The following is a 23,263-nucleotide window of genomic DNA, read 5'->3' as shown; positions in this document are numbered from 1 at the left end:
GTTCGTGCCCATCGCCGGCGCCACACCCGCCGCGCGACGGGACGGGCAACCGCGGCACATGCGGGCAAACCAGCACATCGGACCTGCGAAGTCGCCGCGCATACGACACGATAGCGCGACATGGGCCAGGCGGACAGACGTAAAATTACATGCCCGGAGTGGCGGGCGTACGGCGTGGCGGGGCGGGTTTTTTGCGGGACCGGACGACGGTTTTTCCGCCCCGTTTTGACGCGCGCTTCGCAGCCGGTCGCGCCTCGCCCTCCATCTGCCGCACCACCTCCGCCAGCGCTTTCACCGCGGGCTCCAAGCGCTCCGCCTCCGTATTCCCATACCCGATCACGAGCCCGTTCGTCCGCTCCGACGCCCCGATCGAAAACCCCGACAGCGCGCGCGGACTCAACCCCAACCCCTGCGCCCGCGCAGTGAGCGCGCGATCGTCGAGCGACGCCGGCAGCCGCAGCGTCAGATGCATGCCGCAATCGCCGCCAAGAATCGTCGCCGCCGGAAAATGCTCGGCCAGCGCGTCGCGCAGCGCCTGCTGCCGCTCGCGGTACAGCCGCCGCATCCGCCCGAGATGCCGCCCGAATTCGCCGCTTTCGATGAAATGCGCGAGCGCCAGTTGCTCCAGCCGATGCCCGCCGCGCAGCATCTCTTGCAGCGCAACAGCGGCATGCGCGGCGATCGCGCGAGGCAGCACGACGAAGCCGATGCGCAGCGCCGGAAACATCGTCTTGCTGAACGAGCCGACGTACAGCACGGGCGCCGCGTCGACGAGGCCCTGCATGCTCGCGATCGGCTCGCCAGTGTGACGCACCTCGCCGTCGTAATCGTCCTCGATCAGCCACGCGCCGCAGCGCCGCGCCTCGGCAATCAGCGCAAGCCGCCGCGCCACCGACAGCACCGCGCCGGTCGGATACTGATGCGCGGGAGACGTGTAGATCAGTTTCGGCGGATGCGTGTGCCACGCGTCGGCCGGCACGGCCATGCCTTCGGCGTCGACGGGAATCGGCAGCGTGCGCAAGTCGCCCGCGTTGAAAGCGGCCTTCGCGCCGCGATACCCGGGGTCCTCGATCCATGCGATATCGCCGGGATTGGTCAGCAGTCGCACGCACAGGTTCAGCGCCTCCTGCGCGCCCTCGGTGATCACGACCTGCGAGCCATCGCAGCGCACGCCGCGCGCCATCCGCAGATGCGCGGCGATCGCGTCGCGCAGCGCGGGCTCGCCGGCCGGCGTGCCGTAGCCGAGCGCGCGTGGTAATGCGCGCTCCATCGCACGTTCGAGCGCGCGCCGCCACGCGGCAAGCGGGAAACGGTCCAGCGCGGGCGTGCCGGGGGTCAGCGCGTACCCGTTGTCGGCGTGCTTGTGCGACGCCGCGAACTGCTCGACGCGCGCCGCGTATACGACCTCCGGGGCGGCCGACGCCGCCGCCCGCTCGCCGCGCGCGGCGGGGCTCGACAGCGGGCTCACGCGCGTGCCCTGGCGATCGGCGATGACGTAGCCGACCGCGGCAAGATGCTCGTAAGCGATCACGACCGTGTTGCGCGACACGCCCATTTCGGCGGCGAGCAGCCGCGACGACGGTAGCAGCGACCCGGCCGGCAGACGACCGGCGAGAATCGCCTGCTGCAGACGTTCGATCAGCTGCTTTTGCAGCGGCGCGGGCCGCTTGGCCCCGCTGGCGCCGCTCGCGGCGAACGCGTCGTCCGCATGGACGAGCGGTCCGATGATTTCGATCATGGTGGCTGGACCTATCGAATAAGCACGTCGTGGATCTTTTGAACATACCACGTTTGCCGTATCGTTCCTGCATCGACACGCATCGGCATCCTCCGGCATCGCTCATTCATCGACGGGAGAACAGACATGGAACCCACACGTAACGCCTACGGCCAGCCAATCGGCGCGCCCCTGCCCGGCTGGCACGGCGCGCAGCCGCCGGGCCGCGAGCCGCTCGGCGGCCGCTATTGCCGGCTCGAAGCGGTCGACGTCGAGCGCCACGCGGCCGACCTCTTCGACGCGTACGGCTCGGCCACCGACGGCCGCGACTGGACCTATCTGGCGGTCGGCCCGTTCGACAGTCTCGCGGCCTATCGCGAGCGTCTGACGCAGATGGCGGCATCGAAAGATCCGCTGCACTACGCGGTCATCGACCTGGCGACGGGCAAGCCGGTCGGCACGCTCTCGCTGATGCGGATCGATCCGGCCAACGGCGTGATCGAAGTCGGCCACGTCACGTATTCGCCGCGGCTCAAGCGCACGCGCATCGCGACCGATGCGATGTACCTGCTGCTAGGCGAAGTGTTCGACAAGCTCGGTTATCGGCGCTTCGAATGGAAATGCGATTCGCTGAACGAGCCGTCGCGCAAGGCCGCGTTGCGCTATGGATTTACGTTCGAGGGGATCTTCCGGCAGGCGATCGTCTATCGCGAGCGCAATCGCGACACGGCGTGGTTTTCGATCATCGACAGCGAGTGGCCGGCATTGCGCTCGTGCTATGAGCGGTGGCTCGACGCGGGCAATTTCGATGCGCAAGGGCAGCAGGTCGAGCGGCTCGCCGATCTGATCGCGCAGCGCCGAGCGGCGGACGAGGCCCGGTAAAACCAGACGATCGATAACCAGGCAACAGCTCGACCAGTTCGCCAAGCGCGATGCCGAGCCAACCGCGTGCCCGAATCCGTGAAATTGTCGTGAATACCGCGCCGGGCGTGGCAGACAGCGGCAGCACCGCCTGCCATCACCGCCCTCCTACGTGATCTCGTATCCACCTTCGTCCGCCAGCGAACGCGAGGCCAAGCGCGGTTCGCGCCGTGCATGGTAAATTCCAGCGTCGGCAAGACAACTCCAAGAACGTTCGGGTGCCCTGAACATCTTCGTCCGGTCCACCCGCCATTGGCGATACAAGGTAGATCGATGATCGACGTGAGTCAGCGTATTGTCTGGCGGCGCCTCTACGTTGCGTTGTGCAGCTGCGTCGCGCTGGCCGGCTGCATGGTCGGCCCCGACTACCACGCGCCGCCAGCACCGGCCACCGACACCTTCACCACCACGCCGCTGCCCGACCAGACCGCCTCCGCGCCCGGCCCCGCAGGCCTGCCGCAGCGTTTCGCGCCGGCCCGGGACATTCCCGCCGCGTGGTGGACGCTGTTTCATTGCGAGCCGCTCGACGCGCTGATCCGCGAGGCGATCGCCAACAGTCCGAACATGGCCGCCGCGCAGGCGGCGTTGCGACAGGCTCGCGAGAATTACACGGCGCAAGCCGGCGGCACCTTGCTGCCGAGCGTCGACGCGCAACTGAGCGCCACGCGCGAAAAGATCAACGGCATCGCGTTCGGCGAGCCCGGCCTCGTCGAGGAATTCAATCTCTACAACGCGTCGGTCAACGTCTCGTACAAGCTGGACGTGTTCGGCGGCGCGCGGCGCGAACTCGAAGCGCTGCATGCGCAGATCGACTATCAGCGCTTCCAGCTGCAGGCCGCCTATCTCACGATATCGGCCAACATCGTGACCGCGGCGGTCAAGGAAGCGTCGGTGCGCGCGCAGATCGACGCGACCGAGCGGATCGCTACCGAGGAAGAGCAGCAGCTGAACGTGCTCGACCAGCAATTCTCACTCGGCGGCGTGAGCCGCACGGCCGTGCTCGCGCAGGAAACGCTGCTCGCGCAGACCCGCGCGACGCTGCCGCCGCTGCAACAGCAGCTCGATCAGGCGCGCCATCAGCTTGCGGTACTCGCCGGCAAGCTGCCGAGCGATACCTCGGTGCCCGACTTCACGCTCGACATGTTCTCGCTGCCCGACACGCTGCCCGTGAGCCTGCCGTCGTCGCTGGTGCACCAGCGCCCCGACATCCTTGCCGCCGACGCCACGCTGCATCAGGCGAGCGCGCAGGTCGGCGTCGCGACCGCGGCGATGTATCCGCAGATCACGCTGTCCGCGAGCTACGGCGCCGAAGCGTTGACGCCCGCGCAGGTGCTCAGGGCCGGCAGCACGATCTGGAGCATCGGCGCGGGCTTGCTGCAACCGGTCTTTCACGGCGGCCAGCTGAGCGCGCAGAAGCGCGCGGCCGAGGCCGCCTACGAGCAGGCCGGCGCGCAATACCGCGAGACGGTGCTGCTCGCGTTCCAGAACGTTGCGGACACGCTGCGCGCGCTCGAACACGACGCAACCGGCCTCAAGGCGCAGACCGACGCGTCGCGCGCCGCGAGCAATTCGCTCGAACTGACGCGCGGACAGTATCACGTCGGCGGTGTCAGCTACCTCGCGCTGCTCGACGCGCAACGCCAGTATCAGCAAACGGTCGTGAGTCTCGCGCAGGCGCAGGCCGCGCGTTATGCCGATACCGCGGCGCTGTTCCAGGCGCTCGGCGGCGGCTGGTGGAATGCCGCCGCGCCCGAGTCCGCGGCCGCGCCGGCCGCCGCGTCGGCGAGCGCGTCGAACACGTCGTCGCCATCGGCAACGACGGCAACCGCCGCAACGCCACATTGACCGTGCCCTGACGCAACCCCAGCCCTCGCCCCAAGCCGAGCAAGGACATCACGATGGCCGAAAGAAAACCGATGACAAAGCGGATGGTGATCATGTTGATCAGCGTCGGCCTGCTGCTCGCCGCGCTGGTCGGCTTCAACCTGTTTCGCGCGCACATGTTCGCGAAGTTCATGACGGCCAACACCGCGCCGCCCGCCACGGTCTCGGCGGTGGTGGTCCACTATCAGTCGTGGCAGCCGCAGCTCGCGGCGGTCGGCAGCCTGCGCGCGGTGCGCGGCGTAGACGTGACGACCGAAGTCGCCGGCCTCGTGCGCGAGGTCGCGTTCGTGTCGGGGCAGGAAGCGAAAGCCGGACAGATCCTCGTGCGACTCAACGCCGACAGCGACGTCGCGCTGCTGCAATCGCTGCAGGCCGCGGCCCAACTCGCGCAGACGGTCTACGAGCGCGACCGCGCGCAGTACGACATCAAGGCGATCGCGAAGGCGCAGCTCGACGCCGATGCGGCCGACCTCAAGGGCAAGAAGGCGCAGGTCGCGCAACAGCAGGCGCTCGTCGACAAGAAGACGATTCGCGCGCCGTTCGCGGGGCGCCTCGGCATCACGACGATCAATCCGGGGCAATACCTGAATCCCGGCGACGCGATCGTCACGCTGCAAGCCATCGATCCGATCTACGCCGACTTCTCGGTACCGCAACAACAGCTCGGCCAGCTCGCGATCGGCGCGACCGTCAGCGTCGATACCAACGCGTACAGCGGGAAAACCTTCAGCGGCAAGATCCAGTCGGTGAGCCCGAAAGTCGACAGCGCGACGCGCAACGTACAGATCGAAGCGAGCGTCGACAATCGCGAGCGCAAGCTGCTGCCCGGCATGTACGCGAACGTGAAGATCGACTCGGGCGCCGAACAGCGCTACCTGACCCTGCCGCAAACGGCGATCACCTACAACCCGTACGGCGCGACCGTGTTCATCGTGAAGCCCGGCACGCAGCCCAACGCGCACGGCAAGACGCTGCCCGTCGCGCAGCAGGTGTTCGTAACGCCGGGGCCGACGCGCGGCGACCAGGTGGCGATTCTGAAGGGCATCGACGACGGCACGCAGGTCGTGACGAGCGGCCAGATCAAGCTCAAGAACGGCACGCCGCTGATCATCGACAACCGCGTGCAGCCGTCGGACAGTCCGAATCCGACGCCGCAGGAACAATAAGCGAGGCCGCCCGACCATGTTCACGGACATCTTCATTCGCCGGCCGGTACTCGCTTCGGTCGTGAGCCTGCTGATCCTCGTGCTCGGGTTGCGCGCGCTCGCGGTGCTGAAGGTCAGCCAGTATCCGCAGACCGAGAACGCGGTCGTCACGATCACGACGGCCTACTATGGCGCGAACTCGGACACCATCGCCGGCTTCATCACGCAGCCGCTCGAAGCGGCGATCGCGCAGGCACAGGGCATCGACTACATGTCGTCGACGAGCATCACGGGCGTGTCGACGATCATCGCGACGCTGCGTCTGAACTACGATGCGAACCGCGCGCTGACCGAGATCAACACGCAGATCGGCTCGGTGCGCAACCAGTTGCCGCCGCAGGCACAGCAGCCGGTGCTGACGGTGCAGACCGGGCAGACCACCGACGCGATGTACATGGGCTTCTACAGCAGCGTGCTGCCAAGCAACAACGTCACCGATTACCTGCTGCGCGTGGTCAAGCCCAAGCTCGATTCGATCCAGGGCGTGCAGACCGCCGAAGTGCTCGGCGGGCGGCAGTTCGCGATGCGCGCGTGGCTCGACTCGGCCCGGCTCGCCGCGCACGGCGTGAGCGCGAGCGACGTGTACACCGCGCTCGGCAACAACAACTATCTCGCCACGCTCGGCACGACGAAGGGGCAAATGGTCAGCGTCGACCTGGAAGCGGGCACGGACCTGCATACCGTCGACGACTTCAAGCAGCTCGTCGTCAAGCAGAAGAACGGCTCGCTCGTGCGTCTCGAGGATGTCGCGAACGTCGTGCTCGGCGCCGACAGCTATGACTTCAACGTCGCGTTCAGCGGCAAGCGGTCGGTGTTCATCGGCATCAAGGTCGCGCCGGACGCGAACATTCTCGATGTGGCCAAGCGCGTGAAAACCGTGTTTCCCGATCTGCAGAAGCAGTTTCCGACCGGCATGACGGGCGACATCGTTTATGACGCGACCGACTTCGTCAACACCGCAATCAGGGAAGTGATCAAAACGCTCGTCGAAGCGCTCGTGATCGTGACCGTCGTGATCTTCCTGTTTCTCGGCAGCTTCCGCGCGGTGATCGTGCCGTTGATCGCGATGCCGCTGTCGCTGATCGGCACGTTCTTCGTGATGCAGGTGCTCGGCTATTCGATCAATCTGCTCACGCTGCTCGCACTCGTGCTCGCGATCGGGCTCGTCGTGGACGACGCGATCATCGTCGTCGAGAACGTCGATCGGCACATGAAGCACGAAGGCAGGACACCGTTCGACGCCGCGCTGATCGCCGCGCGCGAACTGGGCGGCCCGATCGTCGCGATGACCGTCGTGCTGATCGCCGTGTACGCGCCGATCGGCTTCCAGGGCGGGCTGACGGGCGCGCTCTTCACCGAATTCGCGTTCACGCTCGCGGGCGCGGTGACGGTGTCGGGCGTGATCGCACTCACGTTGTCGCCGATGATGTGCTCGCGCTTCTTCCGCGCCGCGCAGGAGTCGGGCCGCTTCGCGCGTTTCGTCGACCGCCAGTTCGAGCGCGTGCATCGCGGCTACGGCCGCCTGTTGCATGCGACGCTCGACACCTGGCCCGTGTTCGTGATCATGGGCGCGCTGCTGCTGTGCGGCACCGTGTATCTGTTCATGACCTCGAAGTCGGAACTCGCGCCGCAGGAAGACCAGGGCATCGTGCTCTCGCAGATCATCGGGCCGCCCAACGCGACGATCCAGCAGATGCAGACCTACGCGGACCAGGTGTTCGATGCTTCGAAGACACTGCCCGAATATTCGCAGATGTTCCAGCTCACGGGCTCGCCGACTGTCAACCGGGGCATCGGCGGCGTGCTGTTCAAGACCTGGGACCAGCGCGGCAAGAACGCGACCGTGCTGCAGCAGGAGTTGCAGCAGAAGTGGAATCAGATCGCGGGCGCGCGCGTCGCGGCGTTCCAGTTTCCGCCGCTGCCGGGCGCGCAGGGCTTGCCGGTGCAGTTCGTGATCAGCACGACCGAGCCGTTCGAAAACCTCAACGAGGTGTCGCAAGCAGTGCTGGAAAAAGCGCGTGCGAGCGGCATGTTCTTCTTCGTCGATAGCGACCTGAAAATCGACAAGCCGGAAGTGACGCTCGTCGTCGACCGCGACAAGGTGGCCTCGCTCGGGCTGTCGCAGAGCGACGTCGGAGAGGCGCTCGGGTCGGCGCTGGGCGGCGGCTACGTCAACTACTTCTCGATTGCGGGACGCTCGTACAAGGTGATTCCGCAGGTGTTGCAGATCGACCGGCTCAATCCGTCGCAAGTGCTCGACTACTATCTGCGCACGCCGGACGGCAACGTGATTCCGGCGTCGACGATCGCGCATCTGCGGCACAGCGTCGTGCCAGAATCGATCAACCACTTCCAGCAGTTGAACTCGGCGACGATCTCCGGCGTGATCGTGCCGGGCGTGTCGCAAGGTCAGGTGCTCGATTTTCTGCGCAAGGCGACCGCGCAGGTCGCGCCGGCCGGCTATTCAGCCGATTACTCGGGAGAGTCGCGCCAGTTCGTGCAGGAGTCGGGCGGCTTCGTCATCACACTGCTGCTCGCGACGATCATCGTGTTCCTCGCGCTCGCGGCGCAATTCGAGAGTTTCCGCGATCCGATCGTGATCCTGATCTCGGTGCCGATGGCGCTGTTCGGCGCGCTGATCTTCATCAACATCGGCCTGACGACGCTGAACATCTACACGCAGGTCGGCCTCGTCACGCTGATGGGGCTCGTCAGCAAGCATGGCATTCTGATCGTGCAGTTCGCCAACGAACTGCAGCGCGCGGGCCGCGCGAAGCGCGAAGCGGTCGAGGAAGCGGCGGGCGTGCGGCTGCGCCCGATCCTGATGACGACCGCGGCGATGGTGCTCGGTGTGGTGCCGCTCGTGATCGCGTCGGGTGCGGGCGCGGCGGGCCGCAACGCAATGGGGCTCGTGATCTTCACCGGGATGTCGATCGGCACGCTGTTCACGTTGTTCGTCGTGCCGGCGATGTACATGTTTCTGGCCGCCGAACACCAGCGGCATGCTCAGGCGCCGAAGGCCGACGAGGCGGGTCAGGCGGGTTAGAGCGTGGGTGATCGCGTACCCGGCGCGCGGGTTGTCCGAAATCTGAAAGCCGTCGTCCTGATGCCCTTACTCGCATCACTTAGACTACGGTGCATTCGCTGCGCAACGCGGCGCAAGACCAACCGGAGCCACGCACGATGAAAGCGATTCAGTTCAAATCTTTTGGCAACCCCGAAGTGCTCGAATACGTCGATCTGCCGACGCCGCAGGCCGACGCGGAGCATGCGGTCGTGCGGGTCATGGCGGCCTCGGTCAATCCGAGCGACGTGAAGAACGTGTCCGGCCATTTCGAACATACGGTGCTGCCGCGCACGCCGGGGCGCGACTTCAGCGGCGTGGTGGTGGACGGCCCGGCCGCGTGGCTCGACGCCGAGGTGTGGGGGACCGGCGGCGACATCGGCTTCACGCGCGACGGCACGCACGCCGAGTACCTCGGCATTCCGGTCGCGGCGCTGTCGCGCAAGCCCGTGGCGTTGAGCCACATCGAGGCGGCGGCGATCGGCGTGAACTTCGTGGTCGCGTGGCTCGGCACCGTCGAATACGCAAAGTTGCAGGTCGGCGAGACCATTGCCGTGCTTGGCGCGAGCGGCGGTGTCGGTGGCGCGGTCGTGCAGATCGCGAAAGCGCGAGGCGCGCGCGTGATCGCCGTCGACCGCCGGCCGCTCGATCCCGCCACGCCCGCGGGCCGCCTGATCGACGCCTACGTGGCGTTCGACGAACACGCGGCCGCACGCGTGCGCGAGCTGACCGGCGGCGCGGGCGCGGAAGTCGTGTACGACACGGTAGGCGGTGTCGCGTTCGAGACCGCGCTGAGTCTCGCGAAGCGGCGCGGCCGCGTGCTCGAAATCAGCGGGACCGGCAAGCGCCGCGTCGAGTTCGATCTGATCGACTTCTATCACAACGAGACGCAATTGCTCGGCGTCGACAGCGCGAAGCTCGGCGTCGCGGAATCGGCGCCGCTGATGACGGCGCTCGTCGAGGGCTTCGACAACGGCAAGCTGAGCGGCCCGGCGATCGCGCAGGAATTCCCGCTCGCCCGCGCGCGCGAAGCCTACGAGGCGGTCGCCGCCGGCACGCGCGGGCGCGTCGTGATTCGCATGCAATAACCGTCCCTCTGACACAGTGCATTGAAGCTGCGGCCTCCGGGCGTCGGCGACACGCTAAGATTGAGGCCGCCGGGCGCCCGCCCCGTCCGGCGAGAACGACAAAAGCATTGCCTCGGAGAATCTGATGTCTGAAGAATATGAAGTGCACGGTCCGCACGACCATGCCGTCGAACACGCCGGCCACGCCGCGCATCACGACGCCGATCCGTTCGCGAGCCGCATGGCCGTGATGACCGCGATCCTCGCGACGATCGGCGCGCTGTGCGCGTACCAGAGCGGCAACGCCGAAAACCTCGCGCTGTTCTACAAGAACGAAGCCGCGATCAAGAAGACCGAAGCGTCGAACCAGTGGAGCTACTACCAGGCGAAGGGCGAAAAGGAAAACCTCGCGGAACTCGGCGCGGCGCTGTCGGCGCCCAATAGCGACGCGCACGCGAAGTTCGTCGCCGACGTCGAGAAATACAAGCAGCAGAAGGAGCCGATCCGCGCGAACGCAGAAGCGATCGAAAAACAGGTCGTCGCCGCCGATACGCGCAGCGAAACGCTGTTGCACGGCCATCACCGCTGGGCTCAGGCGACGCTGCTGATTCAGGTCGCGATTGCGCTGTGTGCGATCACGCTGCTCACGCGCAAGAACTGGCTGCGCAATCTGTCGTACCTCGTCGCGGGAGTGGGCGTCTTGACCGCGGGCGCGGCGTTTTTCGGGCTATGAGCGGAATGCTCGCGTTACTTTTCACCCAGAGCTTCGGCGGCGCCAGCGCATGTGAGCACCGGCACGTCCGCCGCGATGCTCGGCATGGTGTTCGTCGTCGCGAGCAGCTGGTATGGGTTCGTCGCGCTGGCGCTGTCGCATCAGCGCATCGCGTCGGCTTATCGGCGCGGCAAGAGGTGGGTGGATCGTGTGTGCGGCGGCTTGATCGTTGCGTTGGGGGTGCGGCAGCTGATTCGTTGAGGCGGCACTGACGTGTGCGCGAGCACCAATGTGCCAGCCTCAATCCGCGAGCCCGCGCGCACGCTCCAGCAACAACTCGCGCTCGCGCGTATTGCGCGTCATCGCCGCGGCGCGCTCGAACTCCGCGCGGGCTTCGTCGACGCGTCCAAGCTTGACCAGCAGATCGCCGCGCACGCTCGGCAGCCAGTGATAATTCGCGAGCGCCGAACCGGCGGCGAGCGCATCGACGATCTCGAGTCCGGCCGCCGGCCCGAACGCCATCCCCACCGCGACCGCGCGATTCAACTCCACTACCGGCGACGGCGCGACCTGCGCCAACGCATCGTAGAGCGCGACGATCTGCGCCCAGTCGGTGTCCTCGGCGCGGCGCGCTCGCGCATGGCACGCGGCGAGCGCCGCCTGCAACGCATACGGCCCGCTCTCGCCGCCGAGCGCATGCGCGTTGTCCAGCGCGGCGAGGCCGCGGCGAATCAGCAGCGGGTCCCAGCGGCTGCGATCCTGATCGAGCAGCAGTACCGGACGCCCCTGGGCGTCGGTGCGCGCGTGCGTACGCGACGCCTGAATCTCCATCAGCGCAACGAGACCGTGGACCTCGCTCTCGTCGGCTGCGAGTCCGCTCAACACGCGCCCAAGCCGCAACGCCTCCTCGCATAGCGTCGGGCGCATCCAGTCGTCGCCGGCCGTGGCCGAATAACCTTCGTTGAAAATCAGGTAGATCACCTGCAGCACCGACGCGAGCCGCGCCGCTCGCGCGTCCTCCTGCGGCACCTCGAACGGCACGCGCGCCGCCGACAGCGTGCGTTTCGCGCGCACGATCCGCTGCGCGATGGTCGGCTCCGGCACGAGAAACGCGCGCGCGATTTCGTCGGTGGTGAGGCCGCCGAGCAGGCGCAGCGTCAGCGCGACGCGCGCATCGGTCGACAGCACCGGATGGCACGCGGTGAAGATGAGCCGCAGCAGATCGTCGCCGATGTCGTCGGCGCGCGCGGCGTCGAGCGCATCGACGAAATCGGGCACCACGTGCGCTTCGATCGCGTCGAGATCGTGGCCGAGCTCCTCGCGCTTGCGCGCATGCAGCGCTTCCTGGCGCAGGCGATCGAGCGCGCGGTTCTTCGCGGCCGTCATCAGCCACGCTCCGGGGTTGTCGGGCGCGCCCGCGTCCGGCCAATGCTCGAGCGCGGCCACCAGCGCGTCCTGCGCGAGTTCCTCGGCGAGTCCCACGTCGCGCACGATCCGCGCGACGTGAGCGATGACCTTCGCGGATTCGATCCGCCAGACAGCGTCGATCGCACGATGGGTGGCCTGTATCGTCACGGCGTCAGCCTTCACCTGCTGCCGGCGGTTGCGCGTTCAGGACCATGTATGCGAGCTCCCAGACGTAGTCCATCAAATCAGCGGCGATCTTCTTCGAGCTTGTGAAAGCGCTCGACTTCCGGCCCCGGCTCGAAGTCGTCGAGTTCGAACAGCTGCCGTACCTCGATTTCGCCATCGGCGTGCTCACCGAACGGCGCCGGAAAACGCCGCGCCCATTCCATCGCCTCGTCGCGCGAGCGCACCTGGATCAACGTGTAGCCCGCGATCAGCTCCTTGGTCTCCACGAACGGCCCGTCCACGATGCTCCGTTTGCCGCCGCTATAGCGCATGCGCCAGCCTTTCGAGCTCGGCTGCAGGCCCGTCGCGTCGAGCAGCACGCCGGCCTTCGCGAGTTCTTCGTGGTAGGCGCCCATGGCGGCGATCAGCGACGGTTCGGGCATCTCGCCGGCTTCGCTCGCGGCGGTGGCTTTGACGATGATCATGAATCGCATGTCGTTGCTCCTTGTTGTTAGTGGTTGGTCGTGAGTGGATTCCTGTGAATCGCCTGGCGGGGCCACGCCGGCTCGCCCCTTACTCATACGACGCGCGATGCACGGTCCGATCGACACGCGCGGCGGTCCCCACATCCCAGGGAAAATACCGAAGCGAGTGAAGTGGGAGTCACGCGTGCCTAGATGAAGCACGGTCCGAGCTTGCGCACCTCGACCGTGCACCACGACGCCGCCGGGCAGGTTTGCGCGATCGCCACGGCCTCTTCACGGCTGTCGCAGTTCAACAGAAAGAAGCCGCCGATCATCTCCTTCGCCTCGGCGAACGGCCCGTCGACGAGCTTCGATTGGCCATGGCGGACCTGCACGCGCACGGCGTCCTTCTGCGAAGTCAGTGACTCGACCGCGAGCAGCTTGCCGCGCGCTTTCAGGTTCTCGGAGAAACGCACCATCTGGTCGTAGAGGTCGCGGCCCGCGGCTTCGGCGCGCTCCTCGCGTTGGTCCGTGGGTTCGACGATCAGCAGCATGTAGGACATGATGTCTCCGATAGGGCTCGGTTGTACGCGCGCGTCGGCATCGCAACGACGCCAGCGACGCCTGGCCTCGGCGGTATGCGGGAGGTACGCGAGCAGGTAGGCGGCAAGCAGGCGCAGCCAGTCTAGCAAGCGGGAATCGCAGCGGCAAACGCGCCCGGCGGGACTTCTACGGACACTCGTAACAAGCCGCGCCACGCGCACCAGCCGGCCTCGCGCGACACGTCGATGCCGCTTTCAATGTGTCCGTAATCCATTTACGTCCGCGCTGAAATGGTCGTATCAGCCGTTCGACGAAACGCAGCGCAGCGGGCAGCCACTCGCCCGGGCTCGCCGATAGCGCATTGAGCGAAGCGCCGGTGACCCGCGACGCTTTCGAAATGCGCGCCGCCAGATGCGTGCCGCTCAAACCGCCGCTTCCGCCAGCGCCCGCAGTCGCGCGGAACGCATCAAACCTTCGATCATTTTCGCTTCCGCGCTCGCCAGCTCGCTCAGCGACGCCGCCGACAACTGTCCGTCGAAAATCGCTAGCGCCGCGCACAGACTTGCGTAGTCGTCGTCTTCGAGCGACCAGCGGCCAGTCTGGCGCTCGCGCACATCGAGCCGCACCATCGCCGCATGCGCGCTTTCGATATCGGCGCGCGCGTCGGCGCCCCATCCGGCATGCACAAGTTCCTGCGACACCAGCAAATGCCGGCTCAGCGTCGTGTGCAGAATGCGCGCGCCGTGGCCGCGGCGCAATGCATCGAGCGCGGCGTAGGCCTGCAACAGCATGGTCTGCGTGACCGGCGCGTGCGCGGTGCGGCTCTGGGTCAGAGAACGCAACAACGGGGACATGGCCGTGCGGCCGGGCTTGCGAACTCGCGACTTGCTGGACATCGATTCAACCTCCTTCTTTCGGCAGCGCGCCCGGACTTCGGCACGCGACGGCGGCAAACGCCGCGCTCAAACGTCCGACGTATTTCGCGCCCGACAGTTCACCCCATGCGGACGCGCCCGTGCTTCGAACGTATCGAAGAACGCAATGTCCGCATATCGGTTCGACGCCGCCAGAAACAAGAAGCCCGCTTCGTTGCGACGAAAAAAAAGCCCTGTTCCGCGAGGAACAGGGCTGACAGGATGGAACGGCCGAGCGGGCGCGTGGATGCCTGCCAACCTATAACCACCTAACCTGCAAAGCTATTGCTTACGTGTACTGCACCGGCAATTTCTACCGCTCGACAGCAAGCTTCAACTGCCGATTCAAACTACCACTTCAATTGCGACTGCATGTGGGCCGGTCCTCGCTATCTGCTACTTCTGGCCGCTACCCCTGTTGCTTCGCGCTCGTGCTCGATGCATTGCGCGCTTGTATTGCGTCAACTGCGGACTGCGAACTGCAGACTACTTATCAACGGTACGGTTCAAATCCGACACGAGGGGAAGATCGCATCGATGGAGGGCGGTGATTCCTCGCTCCATGGAAAAGAGTGTATGCGCGCACGCGCGAAAGCAATTCAGCGAACCGAAGCGCTTTGGTGGGTTAATTTGGCGAATCGATGTAACAGCGGCCCCACGGAGCTCCCGATGTGAAATCAGCGATTGCACCGAAACGGTGCTGCGAAAGCCTGAGAGAAAAGACGCGAAGTGCGAAGCCGGCCGCATTCAGGCCGAGCGGAGCCGGTGCCGTCGCGCCGGCGTCATCGCGTGTGCAGCTTCGAGCGATGACGCGCGCCACGCCACGCACGTCAACCGCGTGTGGAGAAATCGTCGATCGTCAGCAAGACCTTCTCACCGGGACGCGCGAGCATTTTTCGTTCGGCGATCGCCGTAATACGTTTGCGCCCATCCGCGAACGTCTTCAGAACGCGCGCCTCACCCGCGCCGCGTTGCAGCCAGAAGTGCTGCTCGAGCGCCTCGCGCGTGACCGCGCATTCAAGGTCTCGTCCCTGCGACGAAAGCTGGAAAATCACCGCGCGTCCATCTGCCGAGACGCTGGGTACCACCTCGATCATCGTCATAGCCCACCTCGCAACGTTGATTACGACGTTCGCCGCATAACGCGAACGTCCCCGGATAAGCGCGGCCGCGATGGGTCGACGACCGTGCCCGCGAAAAGCGAATCAACCTTTAGCAATGCGCATGCCACACAGCGCAGCAGGCGGCGCCTCGCCGCATCGAGCGTTCGCCCTGCATCGCAAAGTGAGAAGACTGCAACATAGCCGCGTGGTAAAAAAGCGCAGCCGGCGCGACAATCGACGACAATTCTTACTAGCGCTTCGCACGATCATCGCGCGCCACCACCTTGCCGACATGTCCGCCCAACTGCCCGACCAACGATCCGGGTTGACCCTGCGCCCCGCGCAACCCGACGACGAAGCCTTCCTGCTCGAACTGCGCAAGACGACGATGACCGAACACCTGGCGCGCGCCGGCGAGCCGACCGACGACGACGTCCATCGCGCGCGCCTGTTGCATCGCTACGACGCGGCGCAGGTGGTCTGTATCGACGGCGCGCCCGCGGGCTTGTTGAAGGCGCATCGCAACGACGACGAATGGTTCGTCGTGCAGTTGCAGATCGCGCCGGCGCTGCAGGGTCGCGGCATCGGCGAGCAAGCGCTGCGCACGATCCTGCGCGCCGCCGCGGCCGAAGCGTTGCCGGTCAGCTTGCAGGTGCTCAAGGGCAATCCCGCCAAACGGCTGTACGATCGTCTTGGCTTCGAGATCGTCGGCGAGGATCAGACACAGTTTCACATGCGACTTGCAGCGCGCGCGCCGGCGGAAAGCGAAGCAGAACGAATGTCGGATAAAGACTGATACGGAACGAGCCTGGCAATGAACTCTGATATGACTTTTCGCGCTGCTTCAGCGATACAAAGCTGGCACGCGCACATCTACTTCGACCCGGCGAGCCGCGATGCCGCCTGGGCGTTTCGCGAGCAGATCGACGCGCATTGGGGCGACAAACTGCAGATCGGGCGCTTCCACGAACGGCCGGTCGGGCCGCATCCGATGTGGTCGTATCAGCTCGCCTTCGCGCACACGCAGTTCGCCGACGTGGTCGGCTGGCTCACGCTCAATCACGGCGCGCTCGATGTCTTCCTGCATCCGAACACCGGCGACGCGCTGCGCGATCATCGCGACGCCGCCGTGTGGATCGGGCACTCGCACGAACTCGTGCTGAAGGCGCTGCTATAGCACCGCTGCGAACGCTACGGCGGCGTGCTCACATATTCGTATACGCGCTGCACCAGCCGCGCGACGCGACCTGTTTAGTGCCGAACAGCGTGCAGCCGCCGTATGCGTCCGATGCCTTGCCCTGGAACAGCGAGCAGTTCGCGCACGATTGCCCGGCCGCGAAGTTCGGAAATCTGGCCTTGTCGACCTTCGACGCATCTTCGGTATAGCCGACCGCCTGCGCCTGCGGATCGCTCTCGCTGAGCGCATTGGGAACGGTCGCGGCGAACGCGACCCGAGACAGCGCGAGCGAAGAGCCGACGCCCGCGCTGACCAACAGGAAATGGCGCCGCGATGTTTTCATTGTCGTTTGCCTCTGGGTGGGGACTGAGGGATGCGTTCAATCGAGAAAGCGCGCGAAGCGCTCGACCGGTTCGCGCTCGGGGCGCAGCGTATTGACCGGCGCGTTGGGGTCGCCGAAACCGAGCGACATGCCGCACACAAATTGCTCGTTTTCGGGCAAGCCGAGATGTCCGGCAATCAGTCGATGAAACTGCATGAACGCGGCCTGCGGACAGGTGTCGAGACCGCGCCCGCGCGCGGCCGTCATGATCGCCTGCAGGATCATGCCGTAGTCGAGCCAGCTGCCGCGCTCGAGGCTGCGATCGATCGTGAACAGCAGGCCGACGGGTGCGTCGAAGAAACGGAAGTTGCGCGAGTGCTGTTCGTGCATGCGCGCCTTGTCGCCCTTCTCGATGCCGAGCAGGCTATACATGTCCCAGCCGATCTTGCGACGCCGGTCGATGAACGGCGACTGCCACTGGCGCGGATAGTACGCGTACTCCTCCTGGTACAGCTCGTCGCGCTGCGGATCGTCGTAGGCGGCGAGCAGATCGCGCGACAGACGCGCGAGCGATTCGCCCGTCAGCACGTACACCTTCCACGGCTGCGTGTTGGTGCCCGACGGTGCGTGGCTGGCGGCTTCGAGAATCGCTTCGATGTCGGCGCGCTGCACCGGTGTCGGCAGAAAGGCGCGCACCGAGCGCCGCGTGGTCAGCGCGGTGTCGACGGGGTTCGCGGAAGAGGTCATCGGCGGATGGCGGCAGAGCCTGCGGAGTAGGTCTGCGACGATTCTAGCGCGGACCGATCAAAGCCTGCCCGCCAGCGCGCAGGCGTCGCCCGAAGCGTTGCGCTGCGCCCTTACATCGTCCCCAACACCACCGCCGCCGCAATCGATCCGACCACGAGCGCGAGCCCCACCGTCTTGCGCTTGTTCAACTCGGTCCACAACAGCACGCCCGTCAACGACAGCAGGATCAGGCTGCCCGCGAGCGTATCGATCAGCAGCACCCAACCGACGCCCAAGCCGACACCCTTGTGCATGTTCGTCAGCATCGCGAGAAAGGTGTTCGCGCTGCGCTTGACCGTCACGGTGTGGTTGCCGACCCAGTATTCGGCCGACGTGTTTTCCTTCGGCGACCCGAAACTCAGTTGCCAGTGCTCGGGCTGCACGACGCTGCGATCGCCCCACGCCACCGGATGCTCGGCTTCCTTCTGCACGCGCCCCGGATTGCCGGCGATTTTCAGCTCCTGCTTGAGCCACTTCGCGAGCTCGCGCGGCGTTTGCGGCGCCGGTTGCGGCAGCGGCACCTGCATCACCGACACCTGCGGCTCGCCGGTCGAGACGCGCAGCGGGCCGCCGCGATGATTCAGAAAGAAGCCCGTCGTGCCGAACAGCAGACCGAGCGCCGCGCCCCACAGTCCAACCCACCCATGCACCTGGCGCAGCCACTTGATGAAGGTCGCGCGACGCGAGCGCTGCCGGCGCGATTTCAGTTTATGGTCATCGAGCCGACGCGGCTCCTGCGCGTCATGTTCGCCGGCCGCGGGCGGTTGAATGTCGAGGGTGTCCGAGACGCTCACGTTTCACTCCAGGTGCGCAGCAGATTGTGATAACAGCCGACGAGGCTGCGTCGCGCAGCTTCGTCGGCATGGGTGGCATTGAGCCGTTGAATCGCGGTGTCCATGTCGAACAGCAGCGCGCGATGCGTGTCGCCGCGCACGAGGCTCTGCACCCAGAAGAAGCTCGCCACCCGCGCACCGCGCGTGACCGGCGTCACCTGGTGCAGACTCGTCGCCGGATAGACGATCATGTCGCCGGCCGGCAGTTTCACCTGCTGCACGCCGTAGGTGTCCTCGATCACGAGTTCGCCGCCGTCGTATTCGTCGGGCGCGCTGAGAAACAGCGTCACCGACACGTCGGTGCGCAGCTTCACGCCGTTCGGCAGCACGCGCACCGCGCCATCGACGTGGCTGCCGAACTGCATGCCGCCCTCGTAGCGGTTGAAGAGCGGCGGATAGACCTGGTTGGGCAGCACCGCGCTGATGAACAGCGGATTGCGTTCGATCGCCGCGAGAATCACATCGCCGAGTTCGCGCGCGAGCGTCGAGTGCTCGGCGATCTGCTGATTGCGCTTGACCGGCGCGCCCTGATAGCCCGCGGTCGCGCGGCCATCGACCCACGCGTCGCCGGCTCGATCGAGCCGCTCGCGCATGAAGCGCAACTGCCCGGCGTCCAGTACCTTCGGAATGTGCAGCAACATAGTGTGTCCTTCGCGTCGGCTTGCCGTTTGCAGAAGCGGCAAGCCGTACGCATGCGCTCAGTGCGTATCAAAAGCGCGTGTCAAAAGCGGTAGTCGAACGTCGCGAGCAGCGTGCGGCCGATGCCCGGCACCGAACGTCCGCCGTCAGACGGAATCAACGCGTCGTAGTAGTACTTGTTGGTGAGGTTCAGCAGGTTCAGGCGCACGTCGTACTTCTTCGCGTGATAGGCCGCGGTCGCGTCCCAACGCGTGTAGCCCGGCACCTTCACGTAGTTCGTATTCGACGCATAACGTGGCGACATGTAGATCGGACCGCCGCCGATTTCCCAATGCGGCGTGATCGCGTACGTGGTCCAGAACGTCAGCGTGTTGCGCGGCGTGTTGGCCGGCGTGTGGCCCTGCGTGCCGTCGGCCGCTTTCAGGATCGTCGCGTCCATGTACGTGTAGCCGCCGAAAATCTGCCACTTGTCGGTGATGTGCCCCGTCACGCCCGCCTGGAAGCCGTCGACGCGAATGTTGCCGGCCAGCTGGTACTCGGTCGGTGACACCTGTGTGCGCGCGTTGTCCTTTTCCTCGCGGAAGATCGCCGAGGTCACCGACATGTTGCCGCCGAACAGATCCCACTTGCCGCCGATTTCATACGACTTCGTCGATTCCGGCGCGAGGTTCTGAGTGAGGTTCGTGACCGTCAGGTTTTCGAGCGACGGGTTGAACGACGTGCCGTACGACACGTAGTACGACTGCCAGTCGGTCGGCTGATAGATGACGCCGGCGCGCACGCTCGTGAAGTAGTTGGTCTGGCTCGCGTAAGCCGGCGCGCTAATCGTATTGCGGATTCCCGCCGAGAAACGATCCCAGCGCACACCGCCGATCAGCTTCCAGTGCGGCGTCAGCGTAATCGTGTCGTTCAGGTAAGCGGCAATTTCGTTCGCGCTCGAATCGGCGTAGTTGCCGACCGTCGTCGTCACGTTCGACGGCGTGCCCATGATCGGCGGATTGAGCATCGGCACGATCGGCAGGTTGTTGCGCGTGTACGCCTGGTTCGTATAGCTGTCGTGGCCCACTTCGACACCGACGATCAGGTCGTGCCTGATCGGTCCGGTGTCGAATTTGTATTCGAGCATCGTGTCGTTGTAGATCGCATGATTCTGGATCACGCGGTCATGACTCTGCAGCTTGATGAACAGCTGCGATGGCGACAGCGTCGTGAAGTTGCCGTTGGTCAACGCTGTGCTGGACGACAGCGGTCCGGTCAGCACCGCTTGCGGCGCGGTTTCGCGCGCGTCGGTGGTCGAGTGCGAGATCTGCGTCTGGTTCGTCAGCGTCAGGTCCTCGGAGAACTTGTGCTTGATCGCCGCGGTAAAGATCTGCACGTCCTGGATCGTGCGGTCGCTGGTCAAACCGTAGAACGTGTTCTTCGGTACCGGCGACGGGCGGCCGTTCAGCGCCTGGATGCCGTAGTCGGGCATGTCGTGGTTGTGCTGGATCAGCGCGGACAGCGTGATCTCGGTCGGCGTGCCGATGCCGAAGCGCAGTTCCGGCGCGACGCCGAAGTCCTTGTTCTTCATCACGTCGCGCGTCGAGCCGAGGCTCTGGCCGAATGCATTGAGGCGGATCGCCGAGGTGTCGGTGAGCTTGTGATTCACGTCGACGGTGGAGCGGTAGCGGTCGTCGGTGCCGATCATGCCGGAGACTTCCGCCGAGTCCGTCAGGTTCGCCTTCTTGCTGACCTGGTTGATCACGCCGCCGGTCGAGCCGCGGCCGAACAGCATCGACGACGGACCGTACAGCACCTCGAGCGACTCGAGGTCGAACGTGTCGCGGTAGTACTGGTTGCGGTCCCGAAAGCCGTCCAGATAGATGTCGTTCTGCGCGGTGAAGCCGCGCAGGTTGATGTTGTTGCCGATCTGGCCGCCTTCGGCCGCGCCGATCGTCACGCCGGGCGCGTTGCGCAGCGCGTCCGCAAACGACGTCGCGCCCTGCGAGGCGAGCAGGTCGCGATTGATCACGGTGACGGTCTGCGGAATGTCACGCAGCGCGGTCGGCGTCTTGGCGCCGACGGTCGCCCGGTCGGCCTGGAAGTCCTGCTGAACGGCCTGAGCCTGCACGCCAATGGTCGGCAGCGTCGGCGCGGCGGCGGGTGTGTCGTTCCGTGCGCTGGTTTGTGCGTTCTGCGGCGCGCTTTGCGCGAGCGCCGGGGTCGACAAAGGAATGGCAAAAGCGAGCGCTAGCGCTGTCGCGAGCGGCGTGTGATTGAGCATGGAAATCCCGTCAGAAATGCGTTTGTCAGATCCGCATCAGTGACGTCGAATTCATGACAAAGCCGCATATGGCTGGCTGCCGCTCTCCGTAGTGTGAGATGGAGATGACGGGATGGCTGGCTAGGTTTAAATGAGAATCAATATCATTTCACATCTACTGGAAGTCAGCAATCCCGGCGTGCGTCAGGCACACCGAATCGCGACTCGGTTTATCCTTTTTACAACAATGTAGTTTCATCGCTTCGGCAGCGCTTTCCTTCCCTCTGGAGTCGACTTTATGCAATATCGCCAATTCGGCCGCACCGGCCTGACCGTTTCTCGCCTGTGTCTCGGCACCATGACCTTCGGGCTGCAAACCGAAGAAGCCGCATCGCACCGCATCCTCGACACGGCCGCGGACGCCGGTGTCAATTTCATCGATACCGCGAACGTCTATCCGCTCGGCGGCGACGAAAATCTGGCCGGGCGCACCGAGGAAATCGTCGGACGCTGGCTGAAGGGCAAACGCGAGCGCTTCATCGTCGCGACCAAGGCGGTCGGCAAGATGGGGCCCGCCGCGTGGGACCAGGGCGCGTCGCGCAAGCACCTGCTCGATGCGATCGACGCGTCCTTGCAGCGCCTCGGCACCGACTACGTCGACCTGTACCAGCTCCATTCCGACGACGCGAAGACCCCGCTCGACGAGACGCTCGAAGCGCTCGATGCGATCGTGCGCTCGGGCAAGGCGCGCTATATCGGCGTGTCGAACTTTCTCGCCTACCGGCTCGCGCGCGCACTGGGGCGCGCGGACGTGCTCCGCGTCGCGCGCTTCGTGTCGGTCCAGCCGCGCTACAACCTGCTGTTTCGCCAGATCGAGCGCGAGCTGCTGCCGCTGGCCGCCGAGGAACAACTGGCCGTGATGCCGTATAACCCGCTCGCGGGCGGACTGCTGAGCGGCAAGCACCGGCTCGACGCGACGCCCGCCGAAGGGCGCTTCACCGAAAGCGTCGGCAAGGCTGGCGCGATGTATCAGGAGCGCTACTGGCATGAGCGCGAGTTCGACACGATCGAAAGGCTGAAGGCGATCGTCGCGCCGACCGGCGAATCGCTGGCGAAGGTCTCGCTTGCGTGGGTGCTCGCGAATCCGCTGATTACGTCGGCGATCATTGGTGCGAGCCGCGCGGAGCAGTTGAGCGATACGCTCGCGGCGGCCGGGCTCACGCTCGACGCCGCGATCAAGACTCAGATCGATGAAGCGAGCGTGCAGTATCGCTGGGGGGACGCGGCGCGCTAGGCGCCCGCCGGCAGATCAGGCGCGGCCCGGCGTTCGGCCGCGCGTCTTCATCGTCCGTAGCGCAGCACGGTGCTCGTCGCGGCGAGCACGTGATCCTTGATCGCGGCGTGGAACGCGTCGCGCGTCAAGCCGGCCGGCAATGCGTCGGGCGGCAGATCGAGCGCATAGACCTGCGCCACGTAGTGATGCGGTACCTCGCCGACGGGCGGACACGGGCCGTAATAGCCGGGGCCGCCGGTGCGATTCGTGCCGGCGACGCTGCCCGCCGGCGCGGCTTCGCCTTCGGCGAGTCCGGTCGTGGTAGGCGCGATGCCATAGACGATCCAGTGCACGAGGCCGAGGCCTTTCGCGCCGTCGGGATCGAAGATCGTCACCGCGAAACTTTTCGTCCCGGCCGGCGCGTTATGCCATTGCAGCGCCGGCGACACGTTGCCGCCGCCGCAATTGTTCGCGCTCGCCGCGTGGCTTGCGTTGAGCGTGCCGCCATCGGCCAGTCCCGGCGACGACACCGCGAAGGCCTGTGCCGCATACGCATGCGCGCTCGCGTAAGCGAGCAGCGCGCACGCGCCGACGGAGAGGAGGCGCCGCGCGAGGGTCAGGTGGATGCGAGTCATTGGGAGTCTCCGGGGTTGGACGTGCCGTTGAGAGCGTTGCAGTTCAAAGAGCAACTATAACGAGAATGTTGTTTTGAGATGGAAGAGGCGGCATATTGCGCATGGGGCTACGCGAATCAAACAGATAGCGATCCTACGTGATCGATTGATTAATTCGTTCTCGCCCTTTGTCGTTCAAAGAAAGAAATGG

General features: G+C 65.7%; 21 protein-coding genes and 1 pseudogene. 10 read left to right on the top strand and 12 right to left on the bottom strand.

What is annotated here, in order from left to right:
• Positions 1-145: 145 nt before the first annotated feature.
• Positions 146-1,738 (bottom strand): PLP-dependent aminotransferase family protein, encoded by a 1,593-nt coding sequence (locus tag OKW27_RS08855; protein ID WP_429333233.1) that lies wholly within the window; start codon positions 1,736-1,738, stop codon positions 146-148.
• A 126-nt stretch (positions 1,739-1,864) separates the two neighbouring features.
• Between OKW27_RS08855 and OKW27_RS08850 the strand changes: the two genes are divergently transcribed.
• From OKW27_RS08850 to OKW27_RS08820, 7 genes and pseudogenes are all read left to right on the top strand, one after another.
• Positions 1,865-2,599: a GNAT family N-acetyltransferase gene (locus OKW27_RS08850; protein WP_184030479.1), complete on the top strand. Its 735-nt coding sequence runs from the start codon at positions 1,865-1,867 to the stop codon at positions 2,597-2,599.
• A gap of 312 nt (positions 2,600-2,911) precedes the next feature.
• Positions 2,912-4,483 carry an efflux transporter outer membrane subunit gene (locus tag OKW27_RS08845; protein ID WP_429333232.1) on the top strand — a complete coding sequence of 524 codons (1,572 nt, stop codon included), beginning with the start codon at positions 2,912-2,914 and terminating at the stop codon, positions 4,481-4,483.
• A gap of 53 nt (positions 4,484-4,536) precedes the next feature.
• Positions 4,537-5,688 carry an efflux RND transporter periplasmic adaptor subunit gene (locus OKW27_RS08840; protein WP_429333231.1) on the top strand — a complete coding sequence of 384 codons (1,152 nt, stop codon included), beginning with the start codon at positions 4,537-4,539 and terminating at the stop codon, positions 5,686-5,688.
• Between the two features lie 16 nt (positions 5,689-5,704).
• Positions 5,705-8,773, top strand: coding sequence for an efflux RND transporter permease subunit (locus OKW27_RS08835; protein ID WP_279613335.1), 3,069 nt, complete (start codon positions 5,705-5,707; stop codon positions 8,771-8,773).
• A 137-nt stretch (positions 8,774-8,910) separates the two neighbouring features.
• Positions 8,911-9,879 (top strand): quinone oxidoreductase family protein, encoded by a 969-nt coding sequence (locus tag OKW27_RS08830; RefSeq protein ID WP_429333230.1) that lies wholly within the window; start codon positions 8,911-8,913, stop codon positions 9,877-9,879.
• A gap of 124 nt (positions 9,880-10,003) precedes the next feature.
• A complete protein-coding gene (locus OKW27_RS08825) occupies positions 10,004-10,591 on the top strand; it encodes a DUF4337 domain-containing protein (protein ID WP_184052885.1) in 588 nt (195 codons plus the stop codon).
• Between the two features lie 30 nt (positions 10,592-10,621).
• Positions 10,622-10,831: pseudogene (locus OKW27_RS08820) on the top strand (LysE family translocator); the annotation flags it as partial.
• Between the two features lie 39 nt (positions 10,832-10,870).
• Here OKW27_RS08820 and OKW27_RS08815 read toward each other — a convergent pair.
• The 5 genes from OKW27_RS08815 to OKW27_RS08795 all read right to left on the bottom strand — a co-directional run bounded on the left by OKW27_RS08815 (position 10,871) and on the right by OKW27_RS08795 (position 15,166).
• On the bottom strand, positions 10,871-12,145 hold the full coding sequence (locus OKW27_RS08815; protein WP_429333229.1) for an RNA polymerase sigma factor: 1,275 nt from the start codon (positions 12,143-12,145) through the stop codon (positions 10,871-10,873).
• A gap of 77 nt (positions 12,146-12,222) precedes the next feature.
• Positions 12,223-12,636 (bottom strand): YciI family protein, encoded by a 414-nt coding sequence (locus OKW27_RS08810; protein WP_429333228.1) that lies wholly within the window; start codon positions 12,634-12,636, stop codon positions 12,223-12,225.
• 179 nt (positions 12,637-12,815) lie between these two features.
• Complete coding sequence (locus OKW27_RS08805; RefSeq protein ID WP_090807928.1) at positions 12,816-13,169, bottom strand: YciI family protein; 354 nt, start codon at positions 13,167-13,169, stop codon at positions 12,816-12,818.
• Positions 13,170-13,571: 402 nt separating this feature from the next.
• Positions 13,572-14,045 (bottom strand): hypothetical protein, encoded by a 474-nt coding sequence (locus tag OKW27_RS08800; protein ID WP_090810306.1) that lies wholly within the window; start codon positions 14,043-14,045, stop codon positions 13,572-13,574.
• Between the two features lie 848 nt (positions 14,046-14,893).
• Complete coding sequence (locus OKW27_RS08795; protein WP_090807933.1) at positions 14,894-15,166, bottom strand: DUF1488 domain-containing protein; 273 nt, start codon at positions 15,164-15,166, stop codon at positions 14,894-14,896.
• Between the two features lie 292 nt (positions 15,167-15,458).
• On the opposite strand from OKW27_RS08795, the gene OKW27_RS08790 reads away from it, so the two are divergent.
• Positions 15,459-15,962: an N-acetyltransferase family protein gene (locus tag OKW27_RS08790; RefSeq protein WP_429333227.1), complete on the top strand. Its 504-nt coding sequence runs from the start codon at positions 15,459-15,461 to the stop codon at positions 15,960-15,962.
• 30 nt (positions 15,963-15,992) lie between these two features.
• Positions 15,993-16,343, top strand: a complete 351-nt coding sequence (locus OKW27_RS08785) for a DOPA 4,5-dioxygenase family protein (RefSeq protein ID WP_090810310.1) — start codon at positions 15,993-15,995, stop codon at positions 16,341-16,343.
• 28 nt (positions 16,344-16,371) lie between these two features.
• Here the strand turns inward: OKW27_RS08785 and OKW27_RS08780 are convergent, their stop codons facing one another.
• The 5 genes from OKW27_RS08780 to OKW27_RS08760 all read right to left on the bottom strand — a co-directional run bounded on the left by OKW27_RS08780 (position 16,372) and on the right by OKW27_RS08760 (position 21,186).
• The gene (locus OKW27_RS08780) at positions 16,372-16,686 is read right to left on the bottom strand and encodes a high-potential iron-sulfur protein (protein WP_090807936.1); all 315 of its coding nucleotides are present in this window, start codon (positions 16,684-16,686) and stop codon (positions 16,372-16,374) included.
• 36 nt (positions 16,687-16,722) lie between these two features.
• Positions 16,723-17,412, bottom strand: a complete 690-nt coding sequence (locus OKW27_RS08775) for a nitroreductase (protein WP_429333226.1) — start codon at positions 17,410-17,412, stop codon at positions 16,723-16,725.
• Positions 17,413-17,522: 110 nt separating this feature from the next.
• Positions 17,523-18,245 carry a PepSY-associated TM helix domain-containing protein gene (locus tag OKW27_RS08770; protein ID WP_429333225.1) on the bottom strand — a complete coding sequence of 241 codons (723 nt, stop codon included), beginning with the start codon at positions 18,243-18,245 and terminating at the stop codon, positions 17,523-17,525.
• Entirely contained in the window at positions 18,242-18,925 is a 684-nt protein-coding gene (locus OKW27_RS08765; RefSeq protein ID WP_429333224.1) for a Fe2+-dependent dioxygenase, read from the bottom strand. Before OKW27_RS08765 ends, OKW27_RS08770 begins: the two co-directional genes overlap by 4 nt.
• 80 nt (positions 18,926-19,005) lie before the next feature.
• Positions 19,006-21,186 (bottom strand): TonB-dependent receptor, encoded by a 2,181-nt coding sequence (locus OKW27_RS08760; protein WP_429333223.1) that lies wholly within the window; start codon positions 21,184-21,186, stop codon positions 19,006-19,008.
• Positions 21,187-21,463: 277 nt separating this feature from the next.
• Between OKW27_RS08760 and OKW27_RS08755 the strand changes: the two genes are divergently transcribed.
• On the top strand, positions 21,464-22,459 hold the full coding sequence (locus OKW27_RS08755) for an aldo/keto reductase (protein WP_429333222.1): 996 nt from the start codon (positions 21,464-21,466) through the stop codon (positions 22,457-22,459).
• A 47-nt stretch (positions 22,460-22,506) separates the two neighbouring features.
• Here OKW27_RS08755 and OKW27_RS08750 read toward each other — a convergent pair whose 3' ends face one another.
• Positions 22,507-23,073 (bottom strand): YbhB/YbcL family Raf kinase inhibitor-like protein, encoded by a 567-nt coding sequence (locus tag OKW27_RS08750; RefSeq protein ID WP_184057876.1) that lies wholly within the window; start codon positions 23,071-23,073, stop codon positions 22,507-22,509.
• Between the last annotated feature and the right edge of the window lie 190 nt (positions 23,074-23,263).

Source organism: Paraburkholderia sp. 35.1 (genome assembly GCF_050436525.1).
Classification (GTDB): Bacteria; Pseudomonadota; Gammaproteobacteria; order Burkholderiales; family Burkholderiaceae; genus Paraburkholderia; species Paraburkholderia tuberum.
This window is presented reverse-complemented; position numbering and strand designations above follow the sequence as displayed.